Source organism: Aeromonas media, assembly GCF_020423125.1.
In the GTDB taxonomy this organism is placed as follows: domain Bacteria; phylum Pseudomonadota; class Gammaproteobacteria; order Enterobacterales; family Aeromonadaceae; genus Aeromonas; species Aeromonas media.
In genome coordinates, this window is sequence record NZ_CP075564.1 from 3,015,062 (window position 1) to 3,031,334 (window position 16,273).

The 16,273-nt window shown below is 60.5% G+C and carries 11 protein-coding genes; 5 read left to right on the forward strand and 6 right to left on the reverse strand.

Annotated elements, in window-relative coordinates:
• The first annotated feature begins 204 nt into the window (after positions 1-204).
• Positions 205-633 carry a ferric iron uptake transcriptional regulator gene (gene fur / locus KI797_RS13810; protein ID WP_005325677.1) on the forward strand — a complete coding sequence of 143 codons (429 nt, stop codon included), beginning with the start codon at positions 205-207 and terminating at the stop codon, positions 631-633.
• A 117-nt stretch (positions 634-750) separates the two neighbouring features.
• On the opposite strand, the gene glnS is transcribed toward fur, so the two are convergent.
• The 3 genes from glnS to nagE form a co-directional block, all read right to left on the reverse strand.
• Positions 751-2,412, reverse strand: coding sequence for a glutamine--tRNA ligase (gene glnS / locus KI797_RS13815; protein WP_226169731.1), 1,662 nt, complete (start codon positions 2,410-2,412; stop codon positions 751-753).
• Between the two features lie 339 nt (positions 2,413-2,751).
• Positions 2,752-5,415 carry a beta-N-acetylhexosaminidase gene (locus tag KI797_RS13820; RefSeq protein WP_226169732.1) on the reverse strand — a complete coding sequence of 888 codons (2,664 nt, stop codon included), beginning with the start codon at positions 5,413-5,415 and terminating at the stop codon, positions 2,752-2,754.
• A 122-nt stretch (positions 5,416-5,537) separates the two neighbouring features.
• Positions 5,538-6,992, reverse strand: a complete 1,455-nt coding sequence (gene nagE, locus KI797_RS13825; RefSeq protein WP_226169733.1) for an N-acetylglucosamine-specific PTS transporter subunit IIBC — start codon at positions 6,990-6,992, stop codon at positions 5,538-5,540.
• A 271-nt stretch (positions 6,993-7,263) separates the two neighbouring features.
• Between nagE and nagB the strand changes: the two genes are divergently transcribed.
• Genes nagB through nagC form a run of 3 tightly spaced genes read left to right on the forward strand, consistent with a single transcriptional unit; the run spans position 7,264 to position 10,438 of the window.
• Positions 7,264-8,064, forward strand: coding sequence for a glucosamine-6-phosphate deaminase (nagB, locus tag KI797_RS13830; RefSeq protein WP_043131581.1), 801 nt, complete (start codon positions 7,264-7,266; stop codon positions 8,062-8,064).
• Positions 8,065-8,073: 9 nt separating this feature from the next.
• Entirely contained in the window at positions 8,074-9,219 is a 1,146-nt protein-coding gene (gene nagA, locus KI797_RS13835) for an N-acetylglucosamine-6-phosphate deacetylase (RefSeq protein WP_005325686.1), read from the forward strand.
• 4 nt (positions 9,220-9,223) lie between these two features.
• A complete protein-coding gene (gene nagC / locus KI797_RS13840) occupies positions 9,224-10,438 on the forward strand; it encodes a DNA-binding transcriptional regulator NagC (RefSeq protein WP_041206154.1) in 1,215 nt (404 codons plus the stop codon).
• Between the two features lie 68 nt (positions 10,439-10,506).
• Here the strand turns inward: nagC and KI797_RS13845 are convergent, their stop codons facing one another.
• The 3 genes from KI797_RS13845 to aspS form a co-directional block, all read right to left on the reverse strand.
• Positions 10,507-12,132: a phosphoethanolamine transferase gene (locus tag KI797_RS13845; RefSeq protein WP_005325688.1), complete on the reverse strand. Its 1,626-nt coding sequence runs from the start codon at positions 12,130-12,132 to the stop codon at positions 10,507-10,509.
• A gap of 272 nt (positions 12,133-12,404) precedes the next feature.
• A complete protein-coding gene (locus KI797_RS13850; RefSeq protein WP_005325689.1) occupies positions 12,405-13,145 on the reverse strand; it encodes a YebC/PmpR family DNA-binding transcriptional regulator in 741 nt (246 codons plus the stop codon).
• Between the two features lie 68 nt (positions 13,146-13,213).
• Positions 13,214-14,992: an aspartate--tRNA ligase gene (aspS, locus tag KI797_RS13855; protein ID WP_005325692.1), complete on the reverse strand. Its 1,779-nt coding sequence runs from the start codon at positions 14,990-14,992 to the stop codon at positions 13,214-13,216.
• A 432-nt stretch (positions 14,993-15,424) separates the two neighbouring features.
• On the opposite strand from aspS, the gene KI797_RS13860 reads away from it, so the two are divergent.
• On the forward strand, positions 15,425-16,273 hold the full coding sequence (locus KI797_RS13860) for a DUF72 domain-containing protein (protein ID WP_226169734.1): 849 nt from the start codon (positions 15,425-15,427) through the stop codon (positions 16,271-16,273).

The window sequence follows — 16,273 nt, forward strand, 5'->3', positions numbered from 1 at the left end:
CAACATTCCCTCGCCGAGCAAGCCTGAACCGGGCTGGCCAGATTAATCTTCCAGAGGGGGGAAATGTGCTAAACCCCTTGAATTACTGGGTTTATTTTTGACTTGGCTACGACCTATAATGACAGGCCAAGCGAGTTCGTGGTTGCCATTCCAGCGGCAGTCAATCAGAATAACCACACCTTCGAGAATGCGAATAAATAGAATATGGCAGACAACAACCAAGCGTTAAAAAAGGCCGGGCTCAAGATCACCTTGCCCCGCGTCAAGATCCTGGAAATCCTGCAACAGCCGGACTGCCAGCACACCAGTGCGGAAGATCTGTACAAACGGCTGATCGATCAGGGTGAGGAGATTGGTCTCGCTACCGTCTATCGCGTTCTCAACCAGTTTGATGATGCCGGTATCGTCACCCGTCACCACTTCGAAGGGGGCAAGTCGGTGTTCGAGCTGGCGACCCAGGAGCATCACGACCACCTGGTCTGCCTCGACTGTGGCAAGGTGATCGAGTTCTCTGACGAGGTGATCGAGCAGCGTCAGCGCGACATCGCCAAACACCACAATATCCGCCTGACCAACCACAGCCTCTATCTCTATGGTCACTGCGTGAACGGTGACTGCAAACACGACGAATAACGCCGTCGGCTGCGAGCAGCCATGAAAAAGCCAGCATCACGCTGGCTTTTTTTGTGTCCGCAATCCGGACCAGAGTGGCAGGGTCTCCCCTGCCCTCTGCCTGTCAGACGGCAGCCATCAGGCCTCGGCCTTGCCCCAGACATCGCGCAGAGCCACGGTGCGGTTGAACACCAGGTGCTCCGGGCTTGAGAGCTTGTTGTCGGCGCAAAAATACCCTTCACGCTCGAACTGGTAGGCAAACTCAGGCTTGGCGTCCTTGAGGGACGCCTCGACCCGGGCACCGGCGATGATCACCAGGGAATCCGGGTTGAGCGCCGCCTCGAAGTCGTCCTCGGCACCGGGGTTCGGCATCTTGAACAGACGGTCGTAGAGACGGATCTCGGCCGGCAGGGAGTGAGTAGCGCTGACCCAGTGGATCACGCCCTTCACCTTGCGGCCATCGGCCGGATCCTTGCCCAGGGTTTCGGGATCGTAGGAGCAGTAGATACAGGTGACCTTGCCGTCCGCATCCTTCTCGACCCGCTCGGCCTTGATGACGTAGGCGTTGCGCAGGCGTACTTCCTTGCCCTGCACCAGCCGCTTGAACTGCTTGTTCGCTTCTTCCTTGAAGTCCGCCTCGTCGATGAAGATCTCGCGGGTGAAGTTCAGCTCGCGGGTACCCATCTCGGCATTGCTCGGGTGCGCCGGTGCGGTCAGCACCTCATCGGCGGCCAGGTTCTCGATGACCACTTTCACCGGATGAAGCACCGCCATGGCACGGGGGGCGTTCTCGTTGAGATCGTCACGGATGCAGGCTTCCAGCATGCTCATCTCGACGATGTTGTCCTGCTTGGTCACGCCGATGCGCTGGCAGAACTCGCGGATGGAGGCCGGGGTGTAACCACGGCGACGCAGCCCGGAGACGGTCAGCATGCGCGGATCGTCCCAACCGCTGACGTGCCCCTCGGTCACCAGCAGGTTCAGCTTGCGCTTGGACATGACGGTGTACTCGAGGTTCAGACGAGAGAACTCGTACTGACGCGGGTGACAGTCGATGCTGATGTTGTCCAGCACCCAGTCATAGAGGCGACGGTTGTCCTGGAACTCCAGGGTGCACAGGGAGTGGGTGATCCCCTCCAGGGCGTCCGAGATGCAGTGGGTGAAGTCATACATCGGGTAGATGCACCACTTGTCACCGGTCTGGTGGTGGTGGGCAAACTTGATGCGATAGATGACGGGATCGCGCATCACCATGAAGGGGGATGCCATGTCGATCTTGGCGCGCAGGCAGGCGCTGCCTTCGGCCATCTCGCCGCTCTTCATCTTGGCAAACAGCGCCAGGTTCTCTTCCACGCTGCGATCGCGGAACGGGCTGTTCTTGCCAGGGGCGGTCAGGGTGCCGCGGTATTCGCGCATCTGCTCGGGGGAAAGCTCGTCCACATAGGCCAGACCCTTCTCGATGAGCTCGATGGCATAGCCGTGCAGCTTGTCGAAATAGTCGGAGGAGTAGCAGATCTCGCCGCTCCACTGGAAGCCGAGCCACTGTACGTCCTGCTTGATGGACTCCACGAACTCGATGTCTTCCTTCGCAGGGTTGGTGTCATCGAAGCGCAGGTTGCACTGGCCCTGATAGTCACGGGCGATGCCGAAGTTCAGGCAGATGGACTTGGCGTGGCCGATATGGAGATAACCGTTCGGCTCCGGCGGAAAACGGGTATGCACGCTCTTGTGCTTACCGCTGGCCAGATCTTCATCGATGATCTGACGGATAAAGTTGGTTGGGCTGCTCGCCTCGCTCATGGCTCACCTCAAAAATGCGTCACTGGCGGAAGTTGTGCCGGTTGGCACCCTCATCACCCCGCCGTCAAGCCGGATATGATCCCTCATTACGCGCCCTGCCTCAACCTGAATTTGGCTAATCCGGGCCATTGGCGTGCTAAAAACGGGAAACAGCGGGAGCCCCTCTGAACCCTGGCTAAAAAAAGCCCCGCACGAGGCGGGGTCACAAGTGATGAAAAACAGACAATACACACACAACAAAGGTTCACACGCACAGTCAACCTTTCCCAAAGCCGATGACCTATCGGTCTTGGGAAAGGCGGGTCTTGCGACCCACCTTGCGTTATGGATTGAGGACTATCAGTTCAGCTCGGTGACGCGGCTGGTGCGCTTGCCATCGAAGCTGGTGGTACGCAGCCAGACCTTGCCTGTCACGCTCGGCTTGGCCGCGGCGTCATAGGCGGTCCAGTTGGTGCCGTCCAGGCTGTACTGGATGGGCAGACCCGGCAGATCCACGTTCGCTTCCAGCTTGCCGTTCACCACCTTGGCGCCAGGCACCGAGAGGCGGTATTCCACACCGGCCTGGTCGAGTTTGGGCAGCACGCGCTGACCCAGCAGGTTGGCGAACTGGTTCCACTCCTTGTTCAGGGTGGCCTTGTTGACGTGCTTGGTGGTACCGGAGAACTCACGACCCTTCACGTAATCCAGCTCGAAGCCACCCTTGTGCCAAGCGCGCTCGGCCACGGAGAAGATGCGCGGGTAGACCATGTACTCGTACTGGGCGTCGGTGCGCACTGTCTCGCTCCACTGCTGACCGGAGATCCCCTTGAACTTGACCGGATCCTGGTCACCCTTGGCCACGAAGGCGTTGCCGTCGCGGTCAACCGAGGTCTCGGCGTTCTGCGGCAGGTTTTCCGGAGCGAAGGCGAACACCTTGCGGGTGTCGTTGAAACGGGTCGCCCAGTAGTAGCCACGCTCGGCCGGGTGTACCTCGTTCGGGAAGTCGAAGTAGAGGTAGTCCGGGTTGGAGAGCACCACGTCATAGCCCTTGTGCGCCCACTTCATCGCCTCGTTGAAGCCACCCCAGTAGAGGGTTTCCCAGAAGTTGACCCGGGTCTTGTCGGTGGCGAACACGCTGGCGTCCGTGGCGTACTTCAGACCATCTTCCCACGCCTGCAGGGTGGAGAAGCCATGGCCCTTGACCATCTCGCTCACTTCCTTGGCGAAGTGGACAGGCAGCTCGGCCACGTCCTTGAGCTTGCCATCGTCGATCATCTTCTGGCACAGGGGGGACTTGCCGAACGGCTTGTCCTGCTTGCTGGAGTCGACGTTGCCCTTCCAGGCCACCAGTTCTTCTTTCTTGGTGACGGCCGGGTCCTGGTAACCACCGCCCTGCATGATGTTCTTCGCCTCGTCACCACCGTAGTGCCAGGCGGTCAGCGGCTGGCCGGCGGCCTGGTGCATCTGGGCCACTTCATCCATCACCTTGGCCACGAAGGTGGCAGCACCTGGCTGGCAAGGGTTGATGAAGGACATCTTGTCGTAGAACTGCACCGAGGTGACGTTGGAGGTGTCATCCGGGTCAGTCAGACGGAACTGGTTCGCTTCCGTTTCCTTCCCTTCCGCCAGCAGACGCTTGTAGCGCGCCTCCATGGAGACCACGGCGGCACGGGCGTGCGCCGGCATGTTGATCTCGGGGATCACGGTCACGCCGCGGGCCTTGGCGTAACGCACCAGGTCGATGTAGTCGGCCTTGCTGTAGAAGCCGGAGCCCTGGTTGTCGCTGGTGGGACCTGAGCCGAGCTGCGGCATCAGGCACTTGATTTCGGACTCGTCGTGGCAACGCTGGCTGCCGACGTCGGTCAGCTCCGGCAGGCCCGGGATCTCGATGCGCCAGCCTTCATCGTTGGTCAGCCCCAGGTGCAGCACGTTGAGCTTCATGGCAGACATCTGGTCAACCAGCTTCTTCATGGTCTCCGGGCTTCTGAAGTGGCGGGCCACGTCGGTCTGCATGCCGCGGTATTCAAAGCGCGGCGCATCTTCGATGCTCATCTGGCTCACCAGCTTGTCGTCAACCCCCAAGAGGGAGATCAGGGACTGGGCACCCCAGAAGGCCCCGTCGATGTCATGACCCTGCACCACTGTGCCTTTGGCGCCTATGGTCATGTCGTAGCCTTCGGCCTGCTTGAGCTTGCTGCCGAGCTTGATGGTGACCGGGTAGCCGGTGTCGGAGAGGGTAACACCCAGCTTGGTCAGTTGAGCCTTCAGGGCCTCGGCGCGATCGCTTGGCAGATCAAGGGCATTGAGCTTGATGGTGGAGAAGTCGACCTGGGGACCGGCCTTGACCACCTGCTTCATCGGGCTCGGCAGGATCTGGTCGTCAATCTTGCCGGCAGGCAGCAAGGTGCTGGTCTGGTTGGCGGCAAAACGGGTCTCGCTGTTCATCAGGATGTTGTTGTCATCCTTGGTGCGCTTCCAGCCGTCGGCCGGCATCGGCTTCTCGTAGGTGGTGGCATCGTCGATGTTGCTCATGCTGGCCAGCACTTTCGGCTCGGCCCCTTCGCTGGCGACATACCAGTTCGGCATGATGTCAGATTCGAACAATACCCAGTACTCCACCACCAGGGGCACTTCGACCGTGGCGTCCTTGGCAAAGCCCTGGAACTTCTCGGTTGGCGTCAAACGATAGAGGTCGCCGGTCAGGTGGGTGATGGTGAACTGGTCGTTGTCCACCCGCTGGATGCGGCGGATGGAGGAGACATAGATGCTCCAGTCCTTGGAGGTAACGTCGGCACCCGTATTGGTCAGGTGCAGCTTGGCGACACCGCAGCTCGCCCACTCGGAACCCAGTGCCTGGCAGTCGAGACCGGCGCCGGCACCATCATTGGTGACGACTTCGTACTTGACGACCAGATTGCTGGCGAGGGAATCGACCACGGCTTGCTTGGCGGCATCGGCTGCCTGTACCTGGCTGACGAAAACGGTAGACATGGCAATGGCTAACAGAGAATGTTTCAAGTTCATAACTGCTGCTCTCATTTGAAGTAAAGGTTGGATTTTCTTGGCTTTTTTTATATGGGGCCCCTGAGCGGGGCCCTTAGTTATGTCAACAATGGACTTAGACTTGAGGTGAGCGAGGCGCTCGATTAACGCAGGGCTTTCATCTCACCGGCGATGATCTCGGCCAAGGGGCCCAGAATCACCTGCAGGTTCTGCTCACCGAGCTTGACCACACCGGCCGCGCCCAGGGCTTTGAGCTTGCGCTCGTCGACGATGCTGCGATCTTTCAGGGTCAGACGCAGACGGGTGATGCAGGCATCTATGGTCACCAGGTTGTCCTGGCCACCCAGCACTTCCAGATACTGGCGAGCCAGCTCGGTGCGGTCAGTGGTCTGAGCCTGTACCGGCACGGCTTCGTCATCTTCACGACCCGGGGTTTTCAGGTTGAACTTGACGATCACGGCACGGAAGATGGCGTAGTAGAGGCCGAAGAACACCAGGCCCTGTACCAGCAGCATGTACCACTGGGTCGCCAGCGGGTTGCGCGATTGAATGAACATGTCAACAAAGCCGGAGCTGAAGCCGAAGCCTGAGATCCAGTGCATGCTGGCGGCGATGAACACGGACAGACCGGTCAGCAGGGCGTGGATGACATAGAGCACCGGCGCCACGAACATGAAGGAGAACTCGAGCGGCTCGGTCACCCCGGTGAAGAAGGCGGCGAAGGCGGCCGCGATCATGATGGAGGCAACTTTCTCCTTGTTCTCTTTCTTCGCGCTGTGGTAGATGGCCAGTGCCGCACCCGGCAGACCGAACATCATGATGGGGAAGAAGCCAGCCTGGTACATGCCGGTCACGCCCACGACAGCCTTGCCGGCGTCGATGGAGGACTGGCCACCCAGGAAGTTCGGGATGTCGTTGATGCCGGCCACGTCGAACCAGAACACGGAGTTCAGGGCGTGGTGCAGGCCCACCGGGATCAGCAGACGGTTGAAGAATGCGTAGATGCCGGCACCGGTGGAGCCCATGCTGACGATGGACTCACCGAAGGAGACCAGGCCACCATAGATAATCGGCCAGACAGCCATCAGGATGAAGGAGACGACGATCATGACAACGGAGGTCACGATCGGCACCAGACGACGGCCGGAGAAGAAGGCCAGTGCCTTGTGCAGCTCGACACCGCTGAAGCGGTTATACAGCTCGGCAGCGATGACACCGGTCAAGATACCGATGAACTGGTTCTCGATTTTACCGAAGGCAGCAGGGACCTGATCCAGCGGGATCTGCTGGATCTGCGAGACCGCACCCGGGCTCAGCAGGGTGGTCACTACCAGATAGCCGACCAGACCGGCCAGCGCGGCGGAACCGTCTTTATCCTTGGACATGCCATAGGCGACACCCACGGCAAACAGGATGGCCATCTTGTCGATGATGGCGGCACCCGCCTTGATCAAGAAAGCCGCCAGCGCGCTTTCGCCACCCCAACCGTTAGGGTCAATCCAGTAGCCAATCCCCATCAGGATCGCTGCGGCAGGCAATACCGCTACCGGCACCATCAGGGCACGGCCGATCTTTTGCAAATAACCGAGAATGTTCACGGTTCCTCTCCTTAGTTGATGTTTTTCTAGAAATTAAGTGCTTATCACGTTCGACGCATAAGCCATCAAGGCTTGATTGGCAGTCTATTTGTTTTATTTCGCTTCGCAAATTAATAAACCAACTTTCGTGATCATTATCACTCAACAGAGATAAAGGTAGCGGATAGATGTGGCTTAGTTCGCAATCTTTATTTACGCTATAAAACAACTTGAATCCGTGTTTGGTCCCTTGCCGTCAATCCTGTGCGGCAACCGTTCTGAGGTATATAGAATGCGCCTGATCCCGTTGAAGTCTGCCAGCCAGGTGGGTCTCTGGTCTGCCCGTTACATCGTTGACCGCATCAATGCGTTCAAACCGACCAGCGATCGCCCCTTCGTGCTGGGCCTGCCCACCGGCGGCACGCCGTTGACGACCTACAAGCGCCTGATCGAGTTGCACCAGGCCGGTGAGGTGAGCTTCGAGCACGTGGTGACCTTCAACATGGACGAGTACGTGGGGCTGCCGAAGGAGCACCCGGAGAGCTACCACAGCTTCATGCACAACAACTTCTTCAACCAGGTTGACATTCGCCCGGAAAACATCAACATCCTCAACGGCAATGCCGAGGATCTGGTGGCCGAGTGCAAGCGCTATGAGGACAAGATCAAGTCCTATGGCAAGATCAACCTGTTTATGGGCGGCGTCGGCAACGACGGCCACATCGCCTTCAACGAGCCGGCCTCCTCCCTTGCCTCCCGTACCCGGGTCAAGACCCTGACCGAAGATACCCGCATCGCCAACTCCCGCTTCTTCGGTGGCGACATGGAGCAGGTGCCCAAGCTGGCGCTGACTGTGGGTGTCGGCACCCTGATGGATGCCGAGGAGATCATGATCCTGGTGACCGGTCACGCCAAGGCGCTGGCCCTGCAGGCCGCGGTGGAAGGCTGCGTCAACCACATGTGGACCATCTCCACCCTGCAACTGCATCCCAAGGGCATGATGGTGTGCGACGAGCCCTCCACCATGGAGCTGAAAGTCAAGACGGTCCGTTACTTCCAGCAGCTGGAAGCCGCCAACATCGACCGTTTGTAAGGAGCCGTCATGTACGCACTGACTAATTGCACCCTCTATACCGGCAGCTGCGTGCTGACCGGCCACGGCGTACTGATCGAGGGCGACAAGATTGTCGCCATCTCCCACCTGGCCGAGCTGCCCGCCGGCATCGAGCGCATTGATCTCAAGGGCGCCAACCTCAGCGCCGGCTTTATCGACGTGCAGCTCAACGGCTGCGGCGGCGTCATGTTCAACGGCCACATCACCACCCAGACGCTGGCCACCATGCAGGCGGCCAACCTCAAATCCGGGACCACCAGCTTCCTGCCGACCCTGATCACCAGTCCGGATGCAGACATGAAGCTGGCCGTAGCGGTGACCCGCGACTACATGGCCGCCCATCCGAACGAGGTGCTGGGCGTCCACCTGGAAGGGCCCTACACCAACCTCAAGCGCAAGGGCATACACCCGGCGGAGCAGATCCGCCAGCCCGTCGACGAGATGATCGATTTCTTCTGCGCCAACAGCGACGCCATCGCCAAGATCACCCTGGCGCCGGAGCGCAACAAGCCGGAGCACATCCGCCGCCTGGTGGAGGCCGGCATCCTGGTCTCCGCCGGTCACACCGCCGCCAGCTATGACCAGGCCATGGCCGGGTTTGACAACGGCATGCGCTTTGCCACCCACCTCTACAACGCCATGACCCCGACCCTCAACGGTCGCGAGCCGGGCGTGGTAGGCGCCATCTACGATCGCAAGGATGTCTATGCGGGCGTCATCGTCGACGGCCACCACGTGCACTGGGCCAACGTGCGCCTGGCACACAGGATCCTCGGCGAGAAACTGGTGCTGGTCACCGATGCCACCGCTGCGGCCGGGGCACCGGAAGGCTTTGAACAGTTTGATTTTTGTGGCGCAACCGTCTATTTCCGCGATGGTCAGTGCGTCGATGAGAATGGTACACTCGGCGGCTCCGCCCTCACCATGATTGAAGGGGTGGAGAATCTGGTCAAACAGGTCGGATTACCGCTCGATGAAGCACTGAGAATGGCCACCCTTTACCCCGCTCGCGCCATTGGATGGGACTCACGTCTCGGTAGTATCCAGGTCGGAAAAATTGCCAACCTCACCGTCTTTGATCAGGCCTTCACGGTCTGCGGGACCGTGGTTAACGGACACTACACAACACAGTGACACTATGACTGGCGGACAAATAGCAAACGTAGATCTTATCAAGCAGGTGAACAGTGCCGTCGTGTATCGACTCATTGACCTGCAGGGGCCCATCTCGCGGGTCAAAATTGCCGAGTTGAGTCAGCTGGCACCGGCCAGCGTGACCAAGATAACCCGGCAACTGATCGAGCATGGCCTCATCAGGGAGACCTCGCCCCAGGCGTCAACCGGCGGACGACGCGCCATCTCCCTGACCACCATCAAGCATCGCTTTCAGTTTGTCTCCGCCAAGCTCGGTCGCGGCTACCTGCAACTTAGCCTGTACGATCTCGACGGCAAGGAGCTCGATCAGCACATCACCCAGGTGACCGAGATCGAGCAGCAACCCGTGGTCGACATGCTGCTGCGGGAAATTGGCGCCTTCATCGATGCCAATACCGAGCGTAGCCGCAACCTCATCAGCATCGCGCTGACCATGCCGGGTCTGGTCAACCCGGAATCCGGCATGGTCATCTATACCCCCACCTACCAGATCCGCAATCTCGGCCTAGCCAAGCTGTTGGAGCACCATTTCAACCTCCCCTGCTACGTGGGCAACGACACCCGTTCCCTGGCGCTCGCGGAGCACTTCTTCGGCGAATCTCGCGACTGCATGGACTCCATCCTGGTCAGCGTGCACCAAGGCACCGGCTCCGGCATCATCACCAAGGGGCAGGTGTTCCTCGGTCATAACCGCAACGTCGGCGAGATCGGCCACATCCAGGTCGAGCCGCTCGGCAAGCGCTGCCACTGCGGCAACTTCGGCTGCCTCGAGACCATCGCCTCCAACGAGGCCATCGTCGACAAGGTGAAGGAGCTCATCAGCCGCGGCCATCTGAGTTCGCTGCAGGAGAAGCACATCACCATCCAGGAGGTGTGCAAGGCGGCCATGGCCGGTGACGAGCTGGCCCGCAGCGTGATCGAGAACGTGGGAGAACACCTGGGCCGGGCCATCGCCATCACGGTCAACCTGTTCAATCCCCAGAAGGTGCTGATCGCCGGCGAAATCACCGCCGCCGAGGAGATCCTGATCCCGGCCATCCGCCGCTGCGTCGAGCACCAGTCCCTGCCGAGCTTTCACCGTGGTCTGCCCATCGTGAAGGCCCGCTTCCAGAACCAGCCCACCATCGGCGGTTTCGCGCTGGTGAAGCGCTCCCTGCTGGAGGGAGATCTGCTGCAGATCATCATGGAGCAGAAGTAACCCAGCTCCTTGCATCAATAAAAACGGCAGCCAGTGGCTGCCGTTTTTATTGGTCTGTTTTCGCCGGTTTACCCCGCCCTACACGGCTTGAACAGGTCAAGCTTGCCGTCATAAGCCTGGGTCTGCACATCCATGATGCCGAGCATCGAGTGGAACAGATTGTCGTGGGAGAAGCGCTTGCTGCCCGCCTCCTGACGCAGGCAGTCCTGGTCCAGCTGGCGGTCACGCTGCAACTGGGGAGAGAACCAGGTCAGCAAGGGCACCCGGGTCTGATCGTCCGGGGCAAACTTGTAGGGAGTGCCGTGCAGATAGAGTCCCATGGCGCCCAGGGATTCCCCGTGATCAGACAGGTAAACCAGCCCCACGTTGTACTGGCTCTCCAGGGTCTTGAGCTTGTCGATGAGTTGGGACAACACCTTGTCGGTGTACCTTATGGTGTTGTCATAGGTGTTGACCAGCTCCTCGTTGCTGCAGTTCTCGATGTCGCTGCGCGGGCAGTCCGGCAAGAAGACGCGGTCGGCGGCCGGGTAGCGGCGATAGTAGGTCGGGCCGTGGCTGCCCATCAGGTGGAAGGCGACCAGCTTGCTGCCCTGCTTGCCCTTCATCCCGGCGATCTGCTGATCCAGTCCCTGCAGCAAGACCTCGTCATAGCAGGAATCCCCTTCACAGTATTCGGGGAAGGTCTTGGGCTCGATCTCCAGGGTGGGCACGTGATTGCACACCCCCTTGCAGCCGCCGTCGTTCTCCTTCCACAGCACGGAGACTCCGGCGTGCTGCAGCACGTCCAGCAGGCCGTCTCTGGACTTGGCCAGGGTCTCGTCGTATTCACGGCGCGTCAGGTTGGAGAACATGCAGGGCACCGAGACCGCGGTGGCGGTACCACAGGAGCGTACGTCCCTGAAGGAGACAAGGTCCGGCTCCTTCATGGTGAAGCCGTTGGTCTGTTTCTGGTAGCCGTTGAGGGAGTAATTCTGGCTGCGGGCTGTCTCCCCCACCACCAGAAACATCAGAGTCGGCTTGTCGCTCTTGGCGACCACCCTGGCATCTGTGCCTATCGGCTCATAAGGGACAGGGGTAGCGAAGAGAATATCCCGGGCGTAGCGATAGAGGCCGCGCACATAGTTGGAGGGGACTATCTCCTTGACGATGGAGTGGTTGTTGCGCCCGACCGAGGCATAGTCCTGGTAATAGAGGGCGGCAACGCCCACCAGAAACAGCAGCGACAGAGCGATGGAACCGAGTCGTAGACCCAGCCCCTTGTACCAGGGGGTTGGGTACTCCACCTTGATCCACAGCAGACCAAGTACCGGCAACACCGCGGTCAGCAGGAACCAGAGCACCACTGAAGCATTGAGATAGGAGGTCGCCTCCCCGCTGTTGGTCTCCAGAATGTTCTGCACCATGCCCACATCGAAGATGATCCCGTATTTCAGCATGGCGTAGCTGACCAGAGAGGCCGTCATGATCAGCAGGATGAAGAAGGGCTTGAGCAGATAACGGAAGGTAAACGGCAGGAAGACCGCATTGAGGGCGGCAATCAGCACCAGGGGGATAGAGAGGGCAAACCCCGCCTTCACATGCTCGAGCGCGGTGAGAATACGGTAAAAGTGCAGGAAAATGGGCCAGTTGAACACCAGTGCAAACAGCAACACCAGCAACAGGTTGACCTTCATCACTCCCAGAGTGAGGCGCATAAGAAGACTCCGACAAACCAGTGATCTGGAGACCCTGCATGGGGGCTCCGTTGTGGGCATCCCGCTCCCCCGCCCCTCTTCCCGAGCAGACGGTGGATCATGGCCAGATCGGCCCGGATACCAGGTGATACTAGAAAGTCAAACTTAAGCGGGCATTAAGGGCAGCAAAGGAAAGGGGGCAAGAGGGGGCAGGTGATAAAAAAACGGCAGCCTTGGCTGCCGTTTGGTCGGAGGTGACACCCTGGTGGTGCCCCTGGTCTTCTATCTGGCGATCAGAGCAGCGCGGCCACTTCGTCGGAGATGGAGCCGTTGTGGTAGACCTCTTGCACATCATCCAGGTCTTCCAGCATGTCGATGAGACGCATCAGCTTGGGGGCGGTGTCGGCGTCCAGCTCGGCTTCGGTGGAAGCTATCATGGTCACTTCGGCGCTCTGAGGCTTGAAGCCGGCGGCTTCCAGGCCGTCCAGCACTGTGCCGAAATCGTTCGGGGTGGTGTAGACCTCGATGGAGCCATCCTCTTCGGTGACCACGTCATCGGCGCCCGCTTCCAGGGCCGCGTCCATCAGGGCATCTTCGTCCACGCCCACGAAGGTCAGCAGACCCTTCTTGCTGAACAGGTAGGCCACTGAGCCGTCGGTGCCCAGGTTGCCACCGCACTTGCTGAAGGCGTGACGCACTTCGGCCACGGTGCGATTGCGGTTGTCGGTCAGGCACTCCACCATGACGGCGGAGCCCGCCGGGCCGTAACCTTCGTAGACGATGGTCTCGAGCTGCTCGCCATCACCACCACCGGCGCCACGCTGGATGGCACGGTTGATGGTGTCACGGGTCATGTTGCCGGTCAGGGCAGCTGCGACCGCCGCGCGCAGGCGCGGGTTGTTGGCGGGATCCGCGTCACCGAGGCGAGCCGAGGTGGTAATTTCGCGGATCAGCTTGGTGAAGATCTTGCCACGCTTGGCGTCTTGTGCCGCCTTGCGGTGTTTGATGTTGGCCCATTTGCTGTGACCTGCCATAAAAACTCTCCGTTATAATGTGAAATCAATGGGATACGGGTCGCATGGCGACCCGTTCTTCAATCTTCTCAGGCGTCAGCCTTGGCATCGGCCTTGGCAACGGTGGCGATGGCCAGTTCGGTCAGCTGGGCCTGGTTGGCGAAGCTGGGGGCATCCGTCATCAGACAGGCAGCTGCCGTGGTTTTCGGGAAGGCGATCACATCCCGGATGTTGTCGGTACCGGTCAGCAGCATGCTGAGGCGATCCAGACCGAAGGCCAGACCGGCATGGGGTGGGGTGCCGTACTTCAGGGCATCCAGCAGGAAGCCGAACTTCAGGCGCTGCTCGTCCGGGGTGATCCCCAGGATGTCGAACACGGTGGACTGCATCTCGCTGTTGTGGATACGCACAGAGCCGCCACCCACTTCGTAGCCGTTGATCACCATGTCGTAGGCGTTGGCATAGGCCCCCAGGGGGTTGGCCTTGAGCTCGCTCGGACCCAGGTTGCTCGGGGCAGTGAAGGGGTGGTGCATGGCAGCCAGGCCACCTTCACCATCTTCCTCGAACATGGGGAAGTCGATGACCCAGAGCGGCTTCCAGACGTTCTCCACCAGACCCAGATCGCGGCCCACCTTCAGGCGCAGGGCGCCCATGGCGTCGCACACCACCTTCTTGCTGTCAGCACCGAAGAAGAGGATGTCACCGTCGGCGGCGCCGGTGCGGGCCAGGATCTCGCGCACGATCTCGTCGGTGAGGAACTTGGCCACCGGAGACTGCACGCCCTCGATGCCGTTAGCGGCTTCGTTGACCTTCATCCAGGCCAGGCCCTTGGCGCCATAGATGCCGACGAACTTGGTGTACTCGTCAATTTGCTTGCGAGAGAGCTCGGCGCCGCCCGGGACTTTCAGGGCTGCCACGCGGCCTTTCGGATCGTTGGCGGGGCCGGCGAACACGGCGAATTCCACCGCAGTCAGCAGGTCGGCCACATCGACCAGCTCCATCGGCAGGCGCAGATCCGGCTTGTCGGAGCCGAAGCGGCGCATGGCCTCGTCGAAGGTCATGATCGGGAAGTCGCCGAGATCCACGTTCAGGATGTGCAGCCAGAGCTTGCGGATCATCTCTTCCATGATTTCGCGCACCTGGGGCGCGGTCATGAAGGAGGTCTCCACGTCGATCTGGGTGAATTCCGGCTGGCGGTCGGCACGCAGGTCTTCATCGCGGAAGCACTTGACGATCTGGTAGTAGCGATCGAAGCCGGACATCATCAGCAACTGCTTGAACAGCTGCGGGGACTGCGGCAGGGCGTAGAACTTGCCCTTGTGCACCCGGCTCGGCACCAGATAGTCACGGGCCCCTTCCGGGGTCGCCTTGGTCAGCATGGGGGTCTCGATGTCGAGGAAGCCCTGCTCGTCCATGAAGCGGCGCACGAAGGCGCTGGCCTTGGCACGGGTCTTCAGGTACTTGGCCATCTCGGGGCGACGCAGGTCCAGGTAGCGATACTTGAGGCTGATCTCTTCGCTGTTGACCTGGTTGAAGTCCAGCGGCAGCGGCTCGGCACGGTTGATGATGGTGAGCTCGTGGGCGAACACTTCGATGGCGCCGGTGGCCATGTCGCTGTTGCGCTGGGAGTCCGGACGGGTACGTACCACGCCGGTCACCTGGATGCAGAACTCGCCACGCAGCTCGGAGGCCAGGGCGAAGGCGTCCGGCTTGTCCGGGTCGAAGAAGACTTGCACGATCCCTTCCCGGTCGCGCATGTCGATAAAGATGAGGCCGCCGAGATCGCGACGACGATGGACCCAACCGCACAATGTAATGGTCTGCCCGGCATGGGCCTCATTGACCTGTCCGCAATAGATAGAGCGCATGGACTTCTTCCTTCGAAATGGTAGAGAGACGGTTCACCTTGGGTCGCCGGGCACGACTGGCAAGCACCGTCTGTCTCACAGCTGGCCAGATTCGGATTCTTACCCGGTTTGAAATCAGTCTCATATCATCCGGCTCCCCGAACCGGATACTTGCCGCCAATGCCGGCTCGCGCCGAGTGCCCCGTCGAGGGGTCGACGCGCGAGGCGAGAACATCGGCAAGCGTCGTTGTCTGGCAACCTTGTGACCCAGGTCATCGCCACCTTAGGCGCACAACCCCGTGAGTCACAACGATTTGGCAAACAAAAGGGCTGGCATTATAGAGGAAAACCCCCATTTGGGTAAAATGGCCCGCAGCCCCCTTTGCCCTGTTTTTTGTTGTCCTGGCGTAAAAAGGGGAGCAAAACAGCATAAATCCGCAGACAGGAACCGACATGAGCCTCTATTTGGGTCTGCCCCAGTGGTCACACCCGGCCTGGCCCGGCCAGTTGCTGGGGGTGGGCGCCAGACCCGCCGAGCACCTCGCCCACTATGCCCGGGTGTTCAATACCGTGGAGGGCAACACCACCTTCTACGCCTCCCCCACCCCGGACACGGTGCGCCGCTGGGCCGATGCGGTGCCGCCCCAGTTCCGCTTCAGCTTCAAGTTTCCGAAAGAAATCAGCCACCAGAGCGATCTGGTGAGCGCCGGCAAGCAGGTGGCGGCCTTCATCGCCCTGCTGGCGCCCCTGCACGGGCAACTGGGGCTGCTCAAGCTGCAACTGCCGGCCCGCTTCGGTCCCGCCGGCCTGCCGCGCCTCGCCGCCTTCTTCGAGAGCCTGCCGCCGGATTTCACCTATGCCCTCGAGGTGCGCCACCCCGACTTCTTCGCCAAAGGTGAGGCGGAGCGGGCCCTGAACCGCCTGCTGATGGACAGGGGCATCAACCGCATCATGCTCGACAGCCGACCGCTCTTCTCGGTGCCTGCCACCACGCCGGCCCTCGTCGATGCCCAGGGCAAGAAGCCGAGGCTCCCGGTGCACCTGCTAGCCACCGCAAACAGCCCTGTGGTGCGCCTTATCGGCCTGCCTCATCCCGAGGACAATCACCCGTTTTTGCCCTCCTGGCTGCCCCGCTGGCAGCAATGGCTGGCAGAGGGGAAGGATCTCTACCTCTTTATCCATACCGCCGACAACGCCCGGGCCCCGGAGCTGGCCCGTCAGGTCAGTCGGTTGCTCGGTCAGGAGATGGCCCCCTGGCCGGGGGAAAACGATCGCGCGCGCCAGGGCCTGCTGCCCTTTTAG